At 48.0% G+C, this 16246-nt stretch carries 12 protein-coding genes; 9 read left to right on the top strand and 3 right to left on the bottom strand.

The window, feature by feature from the left end:
- From ACLQ6D_RS15720 to ppk2, 9 genes are all read left to right on the top strand, one after another.
- A partial coding sequence (locus ACLQ6D_RS15720; protein ID WP_411728257.1) for a hypothetical protein occupies positions 1-203 on the top strand: 203 nt, incomplete at its 5' end.
- A gap of 229 nt (positions 204-432) precedes the next feature.
- Positions 433-2973 (top strand): magnesium-translocating P-type ATPase, encoded by a 2541-nt coding sequence (mgtA, locus tag ACLQ6D_RS15715; RefSeq protein ID WP_411728256.1) that lies wholly within the window; start codon positions 433-435, stop codon positions 2971-2973.
- A 520-nt stretch (positions 2974-3493) separates the two neighbouring features.
- Positions 3494-3862 (top strand): PepSY domain-containing protein, encoded by a 369-nt coding sequence (locus ACLQ6D_RS15710; RefSeq protein ID WP_411728255.1) that lies wholly within the window; start codon positions 3494-3496, stop codon positions 3860-3862.
- Positions 3863-3903: 41 nt separating this feature from the next.
- A complete protein-coding gene (locus ACLQ6D_RS15705; RefSeq protein ID WP_411728254.1) occupies positions 3904-4581 on the top strand; it encodes a response regulator transcription factor in 678 nt (225 codons plus the stop codon).
- Positions 4568-5935 carry a sensor histidine kinase gene (locus tag ACLQ6D_RS15700; RefSeq protein WP_411728253.1) on the top strand — a complete coding sequence of 456 codons (1368 nt, stop codon included), beginning with the start codon at positions 4568-4570 and terminating at the stop codon, positions 5933-5935. The genes ACLQ6D_RS15705 and ACLQ6D_RS15700 overlap by 14 nt, the downstream gene beginning before the upstream one ends.
- Before the next feature lie 113 nt (positions 5936-6048).
- A complete protein-coding gene (locus ACLQ6D_RS15695) occupies positions 6049-7470 on the top strand; it encodes a TolC family protein (protein WP_411728252.1) in 1422 nt (473 codons plus the stop codon).
- Entirely contained in the window at positions 7467-8570 is a 1104-nt protein-coding gene (locus ACLQ6D_RS15690) for an efflux RND transporter periplasmic adaptor subunit (RefSeq protein WP_411728251.1), read from the top strand. The genes ACLQ6D_RS15695 and ACLQ6D_RS15690 overlap by 4 nt, the downstream gene beginning before the upstream one ends.
- A complete protein-coding gene (locus tag ACLQ6D_RS15685) occupies positions 8567-11713 on the top strand; it encodes an efflux RND transporter permease subunit (RefSeq protein ID WP_411728250.1) in 3147 nt (1048 codons plus the stop codon). Before ACLQ6D_RS15690 ends, ACLQ6D_RS15685 begins: the two co-directional genes overlap by 4 nt.
- Positions 11714-11874: 161 nt before the next feature.
- The gene (gene ppk2, locus ACLQ6D_RS15680; protein WP_411728249.1) at positions 11875-12657 is read left to right on the top strand and encodes a polyphosphate kinase 2; all 783 of its coding nucleotides are present in this window, start codon (positions 11875-11877) and stop codon (positions 12655-12657) included.
- Here the strand turns inward: ppk2 and ACLQ6D_RS15675 are convergent, their stop codons facing one another.
- The 3 genes from ACLQ6D_RS15675 to ACLQ6D_RS15665 all read right to left on the bottom strand — a co-directional run bounded on the left by ACLQ6D_RS15675 (position 12658) and on the right by ACLQ6D_RS15665 (position 16089).
- Positions 12658-13017: a hypothetical protein gene (locus ACLQ6D_RS15675; protein WP_411728248.1), complete on the bottom strand. Its 360-nt coding sequence runs from the start codon at positions 13015-13017 to the stop codon at positions 12658-12660.
- Positions 13018-13434: 417 nt separating this feature from the next.
- Positions 13435-14679, bottom strand: a complete 1245-nt coding sequence (locus tag ACLQ6D_RS15670; RefSeq protein WP_411728247.1) for a choice-of-anchor tandem repeat GloVer-containing protein — start codon at positions 14677-14679, stop codon at positions 13435-13437.
- 1017 nt (positions 14680-15696) lie between these two features.
- Complete coding sequence (locus ACLQ6D_RS15665) at positions 15697-16089, bottom strand: hypothetical protein (protein ID WP_411728246.1); 393 nt, start codon at positions 16087-16089, stop codon at positions 15697-15699.
- Between the last annotated feature and the right edge of the window lie 157 nt (positions 16090-16246).

Genomic DNA, 16246 nt, shown 5'->3' with positions numbered 1-16246 from the left:
ATGGTTCATCGGTTTTGCACTTCGGAGTTGAATCCATCCGCCTTGCCATAAATATTCCCTTATTTCTGCTTTTGGCTTATTACGATAAAATCAGTAACACACCAGATATGATTGTTTTTGTTGATTTCTGGGGACGAATAACTGTCTACTCGTTGTGGTTCATGTGCTATGAAGCCTATCGCAAGCATCTTGGCCCTGAATGAAAAACAAAACCTTGGCACTCATTCACAAGGCTATGCTCAGGTTGCTTTCTCGTTGTACATTACTCATTCCCAAGCCTACGGCGGTCATGTGGGAGACAATTATTTCTTCATATGTGCTCCTCACTTGGTTTTTTAGGTTACTCCGATCTTAATTCAGCTCCCCACCTAAATCTCTTACAAAACTTGCACTTCATATTGAATCCACACTAATTTTCAAGCAGGTCTTAATATGAAAAACAAACTCAAAACCAATAATATGAATAATGGTAACGTATTCTGGAGTGTTTCAGCACAAGAGCAACTCAAGCGGCTATCAACCACACCTCAAGGATTAAGCAACGAAGAAGCCAACCGACGCATAAAGCGCTATGGTGCAAACCGGCTAAACAACAGAAAACAAACGGGCAACGTACAACTGTTCCTCGCCCAGTTTAAGAACTCTATTATTCTCATACTGTTATTCGCTACTGGCTTATCCTTCTTTTTGAACGAACGGGTTGATGCTGCCATTATTTTAACTATCGTATTAATCAGTGGCTGCCTGGGGTTTTGGCAAGAAAAAGGCGCGGCCAGTGCGATAAAGAAACTGCTTGCCATGGTGCAAATCAGGGTTAACGTGCTTCGCGACGGCATTGGCATTGATACTGCTACCGAAAACATAGTTCCTGGCGATGTGTTACTACTTAAGGCTGGCGACGTAATTCCGGGAGATTGTTTGCTGCTGGAATCGGAAAACCTGTTTGTTGATGAAGCCATACTGACCGGAGAGAGTTATCCGGCTGAAAAACTGCCGGGGGTATTACCAGTAGATATTGCATTAAGTCAGCGTACCAACGTGTGGATGGGGGCGCATGTGCAAAGCGGTTCAGCAACCGCTTTGGTGATTGCCACTGGACAAACCACTGAATTTGGCAAACTGTCGCAACATATCAAACTTAAAGCGCCTGAAACTGAATTTGAACGCGGTGTCAGGTGCTTTGGTTACCTGCTCATGGAAGTCACGCTGATCCTGGTGATACTCATTTTTGCCGTCAATGTTTACCTACACAGGCCGGTGATGGATTCATTCCTGTTTGCGCTGGCACTGGCCGTCGGATTAACGCCGCAATTATTGCCTGCGGTGATCAGTGTCAATCTGGCACACGGTGCCAAACGCATGGCCGAACAGAAAGTTATCGTCAAACAACTGGCCTCGATTGAGAACTTTGGCAGCATGAACGTGCTTTGTTCAGACAAGACCGGAACCCTGACGGAAGGCATTGTACACTTGAAGGGTGCCTTGGATACTGCCGGCAACACCAGCGAGAAAGTTGCGCTCTATGCCTATCTCAATTCTGTGTTTGAAACCGGATTTAACAACCCCATCGATCAAGCAATCAGGCAGTTTCGACAGTTCGATCTAACCGGATACAACAAACTGGCAGAAATCCCCTATGATTTTTACCGCAAACGCTTAAGCCTGCTGGCGGCACATCAAAGCGGCAATATCCTGGTTACCAAAGGCGCATTAAGCAATATCCTTGAAGTCTGTTCCGAGGTTGAAAACAGCGATGGCAGTCTAATCGGCATTGATGAAGCACGCGGACAAATTCAACAACGCTATGAAGAGTTCAGCCGACAAGGGTTGCGTACCTTAGGACTTGCCTATAAGCCGATGACAACACAAACACGGCTTGAGAAAATCGATGAGAACGGTATGCGGTTTTTAGGTTACCTGCTGTTTTTCGACCCACCTAAGGCAGATTGTGCCGAGACGATCAAGCAACTGCGAGATCTCGGCGTAACGCTCAAGATTATTACCGGCGATAACCGCCTGGTGGCGGCAACAGTCAGCAAACAACTGGGGCTAGCAGAACACGAAACCCTCACCGGCCCGGAAATTCGGCAAATGAGCGATCTGGCCTTGATGAATAAAGTCAAGACTGTCGATTTATTTTCCGAAGTCGAACCGAACCAGAAAGAACGCATAATCATCGCCTTGAAAAAAGCCGGATTTGTCGTCGGTTATATGGGCGATGGCATTAATGATGTGTCAGCATTACATGCTGCCGATGTCGGCATTTCTGTCAATAGCGCAGCCGATGTTGCCAAAGAAACCGCACAAATTGTGCTATTAGAAAAAGACTTGAGTGTGTTGGTGCAAGGTGTTCGGGAAGGACGGACAACTTTCGCCAATACCTTAAAATACGTGTTCATGGCCACCAGTTCCAATTTCGGTAACATGTTCAGCATGGCCGGTGCATCGTTGTTTTTGCCTTTCCTGCCGTTATTGCCCAAACAAATCCTGTTGACCAATTTGCTGACCGATTTTCCTGAAATGACCATTGCTTCGGATAATGTGGATGCTGATATGGTTGCCCAACCCCGGCGCTGGGATATTACGTTTATCCGTAAATTCATGATGACTTTTGGTTTCGTCAGCTCCGTATTTGATTTTACAACGTTCGGCTTGCTGTTGATGTCAGGGGTTACCGAGCAACAGTTTCGGACGGGCTGGTTTGTAGAATCGGTGGTGTCAGCAGCAATGATCGTCTTCGTAGTGCGTAGCAGCAAACCATTCTTAAAAAGTCGTCCCGGCAACTATCTGGTGATGGCAACGATCAGTATCGTCGCCATTACGATAGCGTTACCTTATACGTCGATTGCGCCTTTAATCGGCTTTGAACCCTTACCACTTTACTTGATGGGCTTGCTGGGTGGGATCGTGGTGCTTTACATCGCAAGTGCAGAACTAGCCAAACATGTTTTTTACCGGTTGGTGAAAATGTAGATTCTTTTGGGGCATCAGTATTTACTAATAGCAAAATAAATCCCTATAACTCAGCCTTCGCTGCGAGGCGGGAAGCCGAGCAGTCCCCAGAAGCGATAGCGCTGGGCGATTTCACGAAGCGCTGTTTGCGTAGTGTTGTGCAAAGCAATACGAAATCGCGGAGTCATTGCGCAACAAGTTTTATACCCCTTGTCGGGTATAAAACAAGAGTAGCAGAGCCTGTCCTGAGCGTAGCCGTAAGGAACGGCTGGGACGCCGCAGACATGAGCGGTCGCGTTAAGTTTTTGCCGCTTGCTTGGGCTGGGACGACAAATCGCTCCTGCATTTGCTGCATTCACGCCATCCATGGCACTCATGCCCAAAACAAGCTTTCGCAAAAATAGCGACTCCCCGATTTTAATTCTCGTTCATTAATGAACATTACAAAAATGTATAGTTTTGGAAGACTTCTCGCAATGTGGTCTAAGGTATTCTATATCTGAAATCAGGCAATTCCGTCTGGTATGAAAGAGGATTGAAAATGAGCAAACAACACAACAAAATTCTGACGGCCCTATTTGCAACGGTTATCATGGCTGGCACAGCTATTAATTTAGCGCAGGCAGGCGAATCGAAAGACAAGGAAGCCAAAGAGTTACAGCTTTTTAGCCAAGCCAAAATTACTTTATCCGAAGCGATCAACGCCGCCGAACAAAAAACGGGCGGTAAGGCCATGGAAGCCGAATTAGATGATGAATCAGCCACGGTTCAGTTCGAGATCGAGGTTCTCAAAGACGGCAAGGTTCATGAAGTCAAGGTCGATGGCAAAACCGGCAAAGTCCTTAAAGTTTCCCTGGATGATGAATCCAAGGAAGGCGTTGAGAAGGAAACAGAAAACGAGAAAGAATAAACTCAATGCCGGGGATAGTGCCTCGGCATTCTTTTAATGCCATGAAAATATTAATAATAGAAGATGACAATCAGACCCGAGATTATGTCTCAGCAGGGCTGAAAGAGGCAGGCCATACTGTCGATATAGCTAGGGATGGCTATGAAGGCCTGCTCCTAGCCAAAGAAGCAAGCTATGACTTGCTGATTGTCGATCGGATGCTCCCTCACCTGGATGGATTGACCTTGGTTAAGACCTTACGTAGCACTAGCGATAATGTGCCTGTACTGTTCCTGACCACAATGAGCGGGATTGATGATCGTGTTGAAGGACTGAATGCGGGCGGAGACGATTATCTGGTCAAACCGTTTGCCTTCAGTGAGCTTAGCGCACGGGTCAATGCGCTGCTACGCAGGCCAAGGGAAACCGTGGAACTGAAAGTGTTGCAGGTTTCAGGCCTTGAAATCGACCTTCTAAAAAGAACTGTCAGGCGTAGCGGACAACTCATTGATCTTCAGCCCACTGAGTTTCGCCTGCTTGAGTACCTTGTCCGGTATGCAGGACAGGTTGTCACTCGCACCATGCTGCTGGAAAACGTTTGGGATTTTCATTTTGATCCCAAAACCAATATCGTCGAAACCCATATCAGTCGTTTACGCAGCAAGCTAAATAACGGGGGCAAGCCGGATCTCATTCAGACCGTGCGTGGCGCAGGGTATATGATCCATGAAGTTGCCTAGCATAGTTGATACCATCAGTTTTAAGCTGTCGGCCTTGTATTTGGGACTCTTTTTAGCCTCTTTTCTGGCTATTGGTGTAAGCGTTTATTTGTGGACCTGCCATACACTGGAGCAACAACTTAAAAGTAGTATCGAGACGGAGGCGAATCGGCTAAAAGCTGAATTTGATTCCGGCGGCATAGCTGAATTGAAAGACGAGATTAACGAAATTATTGGCTCCGAATCACACACACTACTTGAATATGGAGTTATTGATAAGAATGGCGGGTTGATAGCTGGGAGCTTCAATAATTTTCAACCGTCTGAAGGCTGGCAGACCGTCATGCGGACACCTTCAGCCAAGAAGCCTGAAAAAGCAGGAAAAGAACTCCTCTACATTAGGGTTATGGCTTTGCCCAATAATACTTCGCTGAGCGTGGCTCAGAATGGCGAAACTATCCAAAATGCCGGTAAAGCCATTATTAAGGCTTTTATATTGGGCTTCGTTTTAGTTATTTTTCTGGGTTCAGTCGGCGGTTTTTTTATCAGCCGCACCTTCCTCAATAAAATACAGCGTATCACAACATCAACAGAAACGATTATTGCGGGTGACCTGAAGCACCGCCTGTCGGTCTCCATAAACCAGGATGAACTCGATAAGCTCGCATCCGTGTTAAACCTGATGTTGGATAAAATCGGGGCGTTGATTGAAAATGTTCAGCAGGTTTCCAATGACATCGCACATGATCTGCGTACGCCCATTAGCCATCTGAAGTTCAGGCTTGAACATGCTCTTGCAAAAAATTTATCGACAGAGCAATACAAGGAACGGATCGCGTTCGCCATTGAGGAAGTCGATACCATTCTCAGTACATTCTCGGCTCTACTCAGAATTTCACAGATTGAATCCGGCTCCCGCCGGAGAGGTTTTAAAACCGTCAATCTCAGCGACATCATTGTTTCCGTGACCGAGGCGCTGTATCCGGTAGCGGAGGAACAGGGCAAAACCATCCATTCAACCATTGAAAAGGATATAGAGCTGATCGGTGATAAAGAACTGCTAACACAACTGGCCTTTAATCTGCTGGAGAATGCCATCACGCATACGCCTGAGAACACACAGATCAGAGTCAGTCTGCGATCATCAGGCACTCAAACTGAATTTATTGTTGCAGATAACGGCCCCGGAATTGCCGAAGAGGATAGGCAGAGGGTATTTCAGCGTTTTTACAGGCTTGAACAGAGCCGCACAACGCCAGGTAATGGTCTAGGTCTTAGTATAGTGGCAGCCATAGCCGCTCTTCATGAGGGAACCCTAACGCTGTTTGATAACAAACCAGGACTTAAAATTGCATTAAGTTTGTGGGGTAAATGAATTCCCTCATGTTGATTTGCTCAGGTAACCAGCGGCTTCAACCCATATACAGGGTAATCGATAAGTTACTAAATCCTGTGAGAGTTTATGTAACTCTATTGAAATTTAACACTATGCAACAACTATCGTCTACTCTGATTATATTTACCTGCTTGAGCTTGACAGTCACCAGTTGTGCCCGTTTTCAGGATCGTCCACTGAATCCAATTGGCTCTGCTGAGCGCATTGAAGCGCGTACACTGTCTAGCCAGGCGCTACGGGATTTTTTCAAAAGCGTGATCGTAAACAAAACTAGGTGGCCTCCCAAAACCTGGGATATTGACCGTCTAACACTGGCGGCAATTTATTACCATCCTGATCTTGCAGTGGCACGTGCCCAAGCGGAAACGGCAGATGCTGGCAACACAACGGCGGCGCAACGCCCTAATCCCAATATCACCCTTTCTCCGACTTGGATAAGCAATCTAGCGACGGCGGCAGCCCCATGGATTGCCGCTAGCTCCCTTAGTATTCCTATCGAAACCGCCGGGAAAAGGGGTTTTCGTATGGCAAAAACGGAGCATCTCACGGACGCGGCACGCTTACGGGCGGCGGATACAGCCTGGTTGGTTCGTGGACGCTTGCGTCTGGCAATGCTGGAAATGTATGCTGCGCTAGAAGCCGAGCGACTGCTACAACAGCAACTCAGCATTCAACGATCGATGACCGAACGGCTGGAACAACAACTGTCTGCTGGAGAGATTACCCATCTCGAAGTCATTCGCTCCCATCTCGCTTTGAATCAATTACAACTCAATGTCAATGCTGCACATAAAAGAGTTGCTGAAAGCCAGGTGTTGCTTGCCACGGCAATCGGTATACCGGTTGATGCCCTGGCAAGGATTGAACTCGACTTTAGCAAACTTGCCCAGCCCCCCGATTTGAGCCTTCTCCCAATCGCCAAGTTGAAGGAAACCGCCTTACGCAAGCGTCCTGACATATTAGCGGCCATAGAAGACTATGCCGCCGCGCAATCTGCCTTGCAACTGGAAATTGCCAACCAATATCCCAATATCCAAGCCAATCCTGGCTATACCTGGGAAATGGGTGAGCACCGTTGGCTTTTGGGTGCAACGGCGTTGCAATTGCCGATATTGCATCAAAACCAAGGGCCCATTGCCGAAGCTGAAGCTAAACGGAATGAACTTACGGTGCGTTTCGAAGCCTTGCAAATGCGTATCCTGGGCGAAATTGATCGTGCCCATGCAGGGTTGGCATCGGTGCTCGCCAAGTGGCGTGATGCCGAAAAACAAATGCGTCTTCAACAAGATAACCTGCATTCAGCGCAAGCTTGGTTTAATGCCGGGGAAACCGATCATTTAAGCTTACTCGGGGCAGAACTTGAAAATGCGGTTGCCGAACGTGCCCGTCTGGATGTGCTGGTTGAAACCCAACAAGTGTTCAATGTGCTGGAAGATACCTTGCGCTATCCTATTGCCTCATCGCTAACCGCGACATTAATCTCCGATTCTGCAATGAGGAAAACGCCCCAATGAAACCTGCCCTTTGGGTAAAAATCGCAACAATAACCGCCTGTATAATTTGGCAGAGCATGGGCATCTTAGCTGAAGAGTCGGAATTCGATACTGAAACTGAAGATCTGGAACTCGCCACTGAAGTGGCCGTGCAGACGGGTAAGATCACCAGGACGACCTTACATCGTTATGTCATGGCTTACGGCATAGTTGAGCCTGAACCCGCAATGATGGGTAAACCACCGGCCAGTTCGAAAATTGCCGCGCCGATGATGGGACTGCTCACACATATTTACTGTGAAGAAGGCCAATACGTAAAAACAGGAGACTTATTGTTCGAGTTGGATACCCGTAGCACCGATGCCCTGATAGCTAAGGCTAGAGTAGCCGTCGAATTTGCGCAAAAGAATTTTGCGCGTAAGCAGCAACTGAGTTCTACCGATAACATCTCGCGCAAGCTTTACGATGAGGCTGAACTATTGCTTCAAACCGCCCGTAAAGATTTGGTCAGCGCACAGACCCAGCGCGAGTTATTGCGAATCAAGGCTCCTTTGTCCGGCACCGTGGCGGCCATCCATTTCAAAGTCGGTGAGGCGGTAAACCTGAATACGGTACTAGCGGATTTGATCAATCTGGAGCGTCTGGACATAGCGATTCGTGTCCCCAGCCAAGAAGCTAACAGTATTCGGTTGAAACAACCAGTAACAATCAGTGCAAGTTCAACCTTTGACCCAAACCATATGGACGAAGCAGGCTTACACCGAGGTACCGTTATATTTATCGGTTCACAGATTGATCCCTTGACCGATACCTTGCTGGTTCGAGCTTCTCTAAACCCTGAGTTGGGGCTACGCACTGGTCAATTTGTCAGTGTCCGCGTCCTCGTTGAAGAGCGTCCGGAGCGCTTGGCGGTTCCGATCGAAAGTGTAGTAACCAGAGAAGGATCGAGCACCATTGCTATGGTTGAGGGTGATAACGCCAAACAGACAGTCATCAAGCCGGGTTTACGTGATGGCAATCTTATCGAAGTGTCTGGCGAAAATATCAGGGAAGGTATGGTTATTGTAACTCAAGGTGCTTATGGCTTGCCTCCTAAAACACGTATCCGGGTTATAAAGTGACAATTCAGTCCACACCCTCTATGCAGTCATTCTTTACGTTTCGGTACGGCTTATCTGCCACCTTCCTTTGTTTTGCATTATGTCTGGCAGGCGCCTATGCCGCGCTGGACATGCCTTCATCAATCTTTCCGCAAACCAATTTCCCGCGCGTAGTCATCCTGATCGACAATGGCGTTATGCCCGGCAACGAAATGATGGCAACTATCACCCGGCCGATCGAAGAAGCCATGAAAGACATTCCCGGTGTTCGTACTATACGCTCGAAAACCGGACGCGGTTCAGCGGAGGTCAATGTATTCTTCAACTGGCGAACAGACATGGTGCAGGCGGAATTGTATGTACAAGGTCGGCTCGCAGTCGTACAGAAAATTTTGCCGCCCACTGCCAGTTCTGCCGTTTGGCGGTTGACTTTTGCCGCATTTCCGGTTGTTGGCCTTAGTCTTACAGGCTCCAATCACTCACTTACAGAACTTTGGGAAACAGCACGCTACACTTTACAGCCTCGCCTATTACGTATACCGGGGGTGGCTCGTACCGGCCTTGTAGGGGGTCGTGTACCCGAATATCACGTTATCGTCGATCCGTTACGCTTGCAAGCAGTGAACCTGAGTCTCAGCCAAGTGAGTGATGCACTGGTCAAAAACAACCTGATAACACCGACCGGCATGATGGAGGAAGATTATAAGCTCTATCTAACGGTCGTGGATGGCCGTGTCCATACTCTTGAAGATATAGAAAACCTGACCGTCTCGGTCGTTGGGAACACTCCCGCTATTGGTATCCTGCCACCAGCGGCAACTGTCGCCCATCCCATCCGCATCAAGGATTTTGCTAGGGTTGAGCGAACGCAAGAACCGGTTTTCAATGTCGTAACCGCTAACGGTGTCGATGCCGTTCTGCTCAATATCTATAGCCAGCCGGACGGCAGCACCCTCGATATTGCCAGACAACTCAAACAGGAGCTGGAATCCCTTGAAAAAACCTTACCAGCAGGTATGCAGGCAACGGTCTTCTATGACCAGTCGCTGCTGGTGGGCGACTCCATCCAAAGCGTTTGGGAAGCCATCATTCTGGGATTGATTCTTTCCATCGCCATACTTTACGTTTTCCTGAAGAGTTGGAGGGCGACATTGATTGCCACTTTGGTAATTCCTGCCACGGTACTAATAACTTTGCTCGCTCTGCGTGTCATGGGCTTGGGTTTCAATTTAATGACCTTGGGCGGTATTGCGGCTGCCATTGGTCTAGTCATAGACGATGCCATTGTGGTGGTCGAAGCAGTTCATAACAAGCTACAGCAAGGCTCAGAACGACTTATAATAGTGCAGCAAGCATTAGCGGATATTTTTCGGCCATTGTTGGCTTCGACCCTGACCCCAGTAGTGGTATTTATTCCGCTAGCTTTTCTGGATGGTGTTGCCGGTAGTTTTTTTCGGGCCTTGGCACTGACAATGGTCGTTTCGTTGTTGACTTCTCTGGTGTTGGCAGTGACGCTTATTCCGTCGTTGGCGGCCTGGTTGATGCCAGACCCTGAACAAATTCAAAGCCAACCAAAAAATTTGGGCATTACTATCCCCAATAGCACCAAGGATTTCAATTGGCTTGAACGCCTGATTAAAGGCTATGAAAAGGTGTTACGCATAGCACTCAAGCAAGCAAGAAAAGTTTTGCTAGGCTGTGCCTTGATATTGGTAATGGCAGCCTGGCTGTATGGACATCTGGAAAGCGAGTTTCTGCCCTTTATGGATGAAGCCGGATTCGTGCTTGATTACCACGCCCCTTGGGGTACCAGCTTGAGCGAAACCGATCGGCAACTTTGGCAAGCAGAAACTATCCTGCGAGCCCTACCGGAGTTGGAAAGTTATTCACGACGTACGGGTGCGAGGCTGGCTTTGGGTATTTCACAAGCGCACAAGGGTGATTTTTTGGTCAAATTAAAATCGAAACGCCAGAGGAAAACCGACGAGGTCGTTGCCGAACTGCGCAAGCAACTTTATGCGGCGGTGCCCGGACTTCATTGGGAATTTGCCGGCATTCTCGGTGATCTTATCGGTGATTTGACCTGGTCGCCCCGGCCTATTGAGATCAAGCTCTTCTCCACTGATGTCGAGTGGCTCAAACAAAAAGCCCCGCAAATCGAAGCCGAATTGGGTAAAATTCAAGGGGTCGTCGATACCTTCGACGGCTTGGAAACCACCGGCCCCTCGTTGAGTCTGCGCGTACGTTACAGTGATGCGCAGCGCTTCGGTCTGAGCGTCAACGATGTCGCCATGGCGGTGAGCACCGCCATGCTCGGACAAAAAGCTTCTTATGTATTGGAGGGCGACCGGGTCGTCAATATTCGCGTAAGAATGAACACCGACGCTACCGGCCAGATTGCCAGCCTGCGCGAATTACCGCTGCGATCTTTGGACGGTAGAACCGTGAAGCTATCGCAAGTGGCGGACATAGTCACCGAACCTGGACAACTGGAGCTACACCGCGAAGATCTGCGGCAACTGGTGGCTGTTTCCGCCCGCCTGGAAAACCGTGACCTTGGCAGTGCCATAGCGGAAATCAAGGCCAAACTCAGTCAGGATCAAACGCTGCCGCCCGGCGTGTTGGAGTTCGGCGGTCTTTTTCAGCAACAACAGGAGTCTTTCCATAACTTGCTGGTGGTGCTGTTGGCCTCTGTATTTCTGGTGTTCACCGTGTTATTGATCGAGTTCCGCTCATTCTATGAACCCATCGCCATCGTGTTCGGCTCCATATTGGCATTGAGCGGAACTGCTCTGGCCTGGTATCTGACCGGCACCTCAGTCAATATTGTTTCATTGCTGGGTGCGATCATTGGTATTGGCGTGGTCGCGAAAAACGGAATCCTGATGCTGGATTCAGTACACCGATTCCAGTCGCAAGGTAAAAACATGGAAGATGCGCTGGTGGAATCCGGGCGACGGCGTTTGCGTCCGGTGTTGATGACTTCACTGGCGGCGGCGTTGGGGCTTTTACCCTTAGCTTATGGCATTGGCGCTGGATCGGACATGCTTAAACCTTTGGCAATTGCCGTGATTGGTGCGCTGACACTTTCCGTACTCCTGTCCCTGGTAGCCACGCCTACGGTTTATTTTGTCATGCGGACGTTCGGAAAAAGATTCGTATGACGTTCAACTTTATTCTGATTTCAGGTGTTTCTGAACAACAGTTTCAAACTGACTGGGAGGAATCGTTATGCTTTACATCGTAACCGCAGAACTAGCCAAACATATTTTTTATCGGTTGGTAAAATTGTAATTTAATCAATAACTCTTAGTGCGAGGCCAACATGTCAAAAAAACAACCAAAGAAAATTAAAACAAGCACTTACAAAGAAACCCTGCGGTCATTACAGATCGAACTGGTTAAACTCCAAAAACATATTATCAAGAAGGATGACAGGATACTGATCATTTTTGAAGGCCGCGATGCAGGAGGTAAGGATGGCACTATTAAACGCATTACCCAATACCTGAGTCCACGCGAAACCCGTATTGTTGCGCTCGGTAAACCCTCAGACCGGGATAATAGCAGTTGGTATTTTCAACGCTATGCAGCGCATCTGCCCACTGCTGACGAAATGGTGTTTTTCAACCGCAGCTGGTACAATCGCGCAGGTGTCGAACGCGTTATGAGCTTTTGCACCGACAAGGAATATCATGAATTCCTGGAAACCGTGCCTGACTTCGAGCAGATGCTGGTTCGATCCGGCATCAAATTATTGAAATATTACCTGGATATTAGCCGTGATGAACAAAAGAACCGCCTGAAAGACCGGCAACAAAATCCTCTTAAACAATGGAAAATCAGCCCCATCGATAAAGCGGCGCAAAAACATTGGGATGATTATAGCCAAGCCCGCAACATCATGTTTGCCAGAACCCATCATTTGACAACGCCCTGGACTATCGTCAGGGCTGACGACAAACAAGCGGCGCGTATCAACGTCATCAAGGATATATTGTTCCGGCTTGACTATAAGGATAAAGATGAATCCCTGATATTGCCTGATGCCAATATTATCTTCAACTATGAAGAGAGTTATCTGAAAAACGGCATGATAGCGCCTTGATTAGTCGGTTTTTTCATGACCCAAAGACATCAACGCGATTATCAGAAAAATAATAACCAGCACCGGCCAAAAATAAGGTGCCATAACGAAGCAAACCATTAATGCAAAAAACAGGGCGCCGAAAAACATAAATACACCGATACCCATAAACAATAATATCGTGAGGACAACGGCAAGCCCCATAACCACCAGAAAGGTTGGGATGGCGGCGAAGCGGACTAATGGGTCTGCGATAGGTTGGCCATTGAACATAACGCTTAACTGCCCAACTTCAGGATGAAATAAGTAACTCAGAACAGCGATTACCGCGCCGACAGTGAGTACTTTTGTAATCAGCTTTATATTGCGTTTATATTCCATGAAATATCCTCGGAAAGTCTAAAGCGACCACGGTTACAGATGTAATGCCATACTTCGAATAGTTACTCGTCGGGCTTTTCTATATTCAGTTGCTTTAAAGTGTTGCCCGCTATTTTTGCCACATAACATAAGTAAAAATGAATAACTGATTTAAAATCCAAATTAGAGGACTTGATTAGCAACTGAAGCAAAAAAGTGCGTCATACCCGCCGGGAAGCGGGTATCCAGTGCCATGGACGGCAAGCTCCGAGCCCTCCATGGAGTCTGGGTTCCGGCGACCTCCATGGATGGAGGAAGTGCGGAAGAGGAGAGGGAATCCTCTCCGCCAATCCCTGCCGGAACGACGGCTTTTAAAAACAGTTGCACGCTATTACTTAACAAGATCAAGCATAAGAATTACAATTTTGGCTTAGGGGGTTAATTTAAATTAATTCGATAAACCAGGCCAGCGCCACCTGGCCCTTCTAGCGCGGCACCGTATAGGTTACCGTTCCTTCCTTTAATTACAGTTGGCTTACTTCCAGATTGGATTCCATCAAACGTATGGATCACAGTATATCTGGGCTTTTTTCCTGATAAATCAAGCCGGAATACCGTGCCTTTGCCATGGCGGCCGCCTGATGCCGTTGCGCCATACAGTTTTTTACCATTCAGGAATTGTACAAGTTTACCTCTTGGATGTACGGCGACAGTGTTATGAAAGTTATGCAAAACCCGGTAAACAGGGTTGAATCTGGTGATATCGAGACTAAAGATGAGCCCTTGGTTAGCGCTGCCGCCACCGTCGGTTGTGCCATACAATTTACCATCGCGTCCTTGAAGCAAACCCTGCGGACATGTGCCATGAATGCCATCAAACCTGTGCAGCACCCTCGAAGCGGGGGTCGCCCCATTAACATCAAAACTGAAGACTACCCCGTTACCAAGGTCGCCGTTTTCGCTAGCGGCACTGCGACAGGTTGTGCCATAGAGTTTTCCATCTGTGCCCCAAATCAAGCCGCTTTTTCTTCCAAGGGGGATAGGGGGGTCATCGTCAGAAAAATCATGCAATACTTTAAAATTAGCCGGGTTGGCTGTGTTGATTTGCAGAATCATCCCTGCTCCTTCCAGGAAATTACCGCCAAAAGTAGTCGTGGCATAAAATACACCTGTCTCCCCTTCAAGCAATTCGCTCACGAATGTTGGATCGCCCGTAGACGATGGCAAACTTTGCGTTACAAAAGTAGGCAAAGGGGGGGGTACTGAGGTGTTGATCTGGAACAAGTATTCAGGGCCGGCAAAGGTGCCTTCTACGGCCGTTCCATAAAAGATACCGTTTCTAGATTGGACAAAGTGGAAGAAATTAGGGGCTCCAAATTCTACATCTAAATTTAAATCAGAGTAGGTTGGTGTCGGTTTGGAGATGTCAATTTTGAATAGTGTGCTTGGAATAAACGGACCGTTAAGTCTCCCAAATGTACTTCCATATAAATTGCCATCCTTCGCTTGAATCAGCCAAATTGGGGGAATTGTACCGATTTGTGGGAGTGGATCCCCAACAAATGTGTGCAAAATTTCAAATTTTTTCGACGCAGTGGCAACAGTGGGAAAACTGGCAAGAAAGGCAAATAACTCCAGCAATACCAGAAGTTTCCAAAAAAATTTTAGCTTGATACGCAACATGGCTTCACCTCTTAGTGTTTATATTGGGAAATTGTAATTCGCGCCTAACATGGCGTCCTTCGTCGTCGTGACTCGGACGGCCATGTTTAACATTGGTTCACGTTTCGACGGAGGCCTAAGTGGTTGCCCAGTTGGGTACATACTTCGGTTTGTCCCACCCTCCGCGCGCTTAACTACCCCTGTTCCTCAGGGCAGAACCGTTTGGCTGGTGTAATTATTGGGCCAGAAAATAGTTTTGTAAATACGTACTATTACCTATACGACAGTGCGGATGACGGCTGAAGGCGCAGGTGTTCGTGCTTTACCCCTGATTGTTCCCCGCTTAATTGCGAATGGAAAAATCAGGTAAGCAACTTACTAAAAGGCAGGGCATGATTGTTCTCTATGCAGAATGTTGAAATCATGCAATTTATTGTTTTTCTGACGGTTATGCCTTTTTTTCTTAAGATTCTATAATTTTCCGTTGCGGCACAGGCATTTTTTTGAGCCAGCATGTCAAAAATGGTCAAGCTCAACAATACTTCTTTCGCCGTTTTGAATTCCGTATCATTCCGAAATCCTTATAAAATCTCGGTGAGTATAATATCGCCAATTGCAATTGGCTCAACTCCCAAAAGGGCATCTAATACCAATTCCAATAAGTTCCCATATTGTTCCTTCTCCAGAGGGAGAAGGTCAGGATGAGGCGATTCAAATAACAATTTATTGGGATTGGTATAATTCACATTTTCAAGCCTCCGGCTTTGCCGGAGGTACTTGACTTTTCCTCTGTGCTTGCTCTCGTTATAGGGGTATAGCAGTGTTCTGTTTTTTAGGTTAGTGTTTATGGGCAATATACCCCGACCTGCTCCGGGATCAATCGGAAAAGGCCACTTCGAGGATTGACACCGTCACCGATACTTCATTCGCCGTGGCCACCAACAAGTGTTCACCGCGGCGGAAAAACTTTATTCCCTCAGGCCCTCTGTACCGACTGGCTCAAGATCGATCACGACAGGCTCCTTAGGGTCGCTGACATCAATCAGCGCAGCCCGCGTTGGCACGTTCTAGCCCGACCGCAACCAGCGTCATGCCGCGATAGTGCGTGAGGTCGAGAACCTCAGGTTCCGAGCCACCACGGTTGCTGCGGCTGTCACCCTCGTCGGCTGTCACGAAGAACCGCCCTGTCTGATCAAGGGAGATGCCATCGGGTTCGCGGTATGCTTCCAGAGTTTCGAACGGGTTGTAGAACCCGTCTACTATAAGGTCGGCGTCGTGGGATGTCTGGCCGAGGCCAAAGAAGGTCAACTCCGAGGTGTGCAGGTCGAGGCGTACGACACCGCTGTTTTCCTGAAGCGTAATGTAAGCGAATCGGCTGTTTTTGCTGAATGCCACGCTCTCCGGTTCGAGTGTGCCGGGATGGTTGTCCACGAGAAGGCGTGCGATGTCATCAGTCCGCTGCGAGCTGAAGCCGGGGACTGCGGCAGTCGATAAGCTCGATCCTTACAAGCGCAATTCCAACTTGAACCGCGATCTGACCGCTGTGGGCATTGGCAATATGGTTTCAGGCATGATAGGCGGCTTGCCG

The organism is Methyloglobulus sp. (genome assembly GCF_046714055.1).
GTDB lineage: Bacteria > Pseudomonadota > Gammaproteobacteria > Methylococcales > Methylomonadaceae > Methyloglobulus.
The sequence above is the reverse complement of the archived record's forward strand: the minus strand, read 5'-3'. Positions and strand labels throughout refer to the sequence as shown.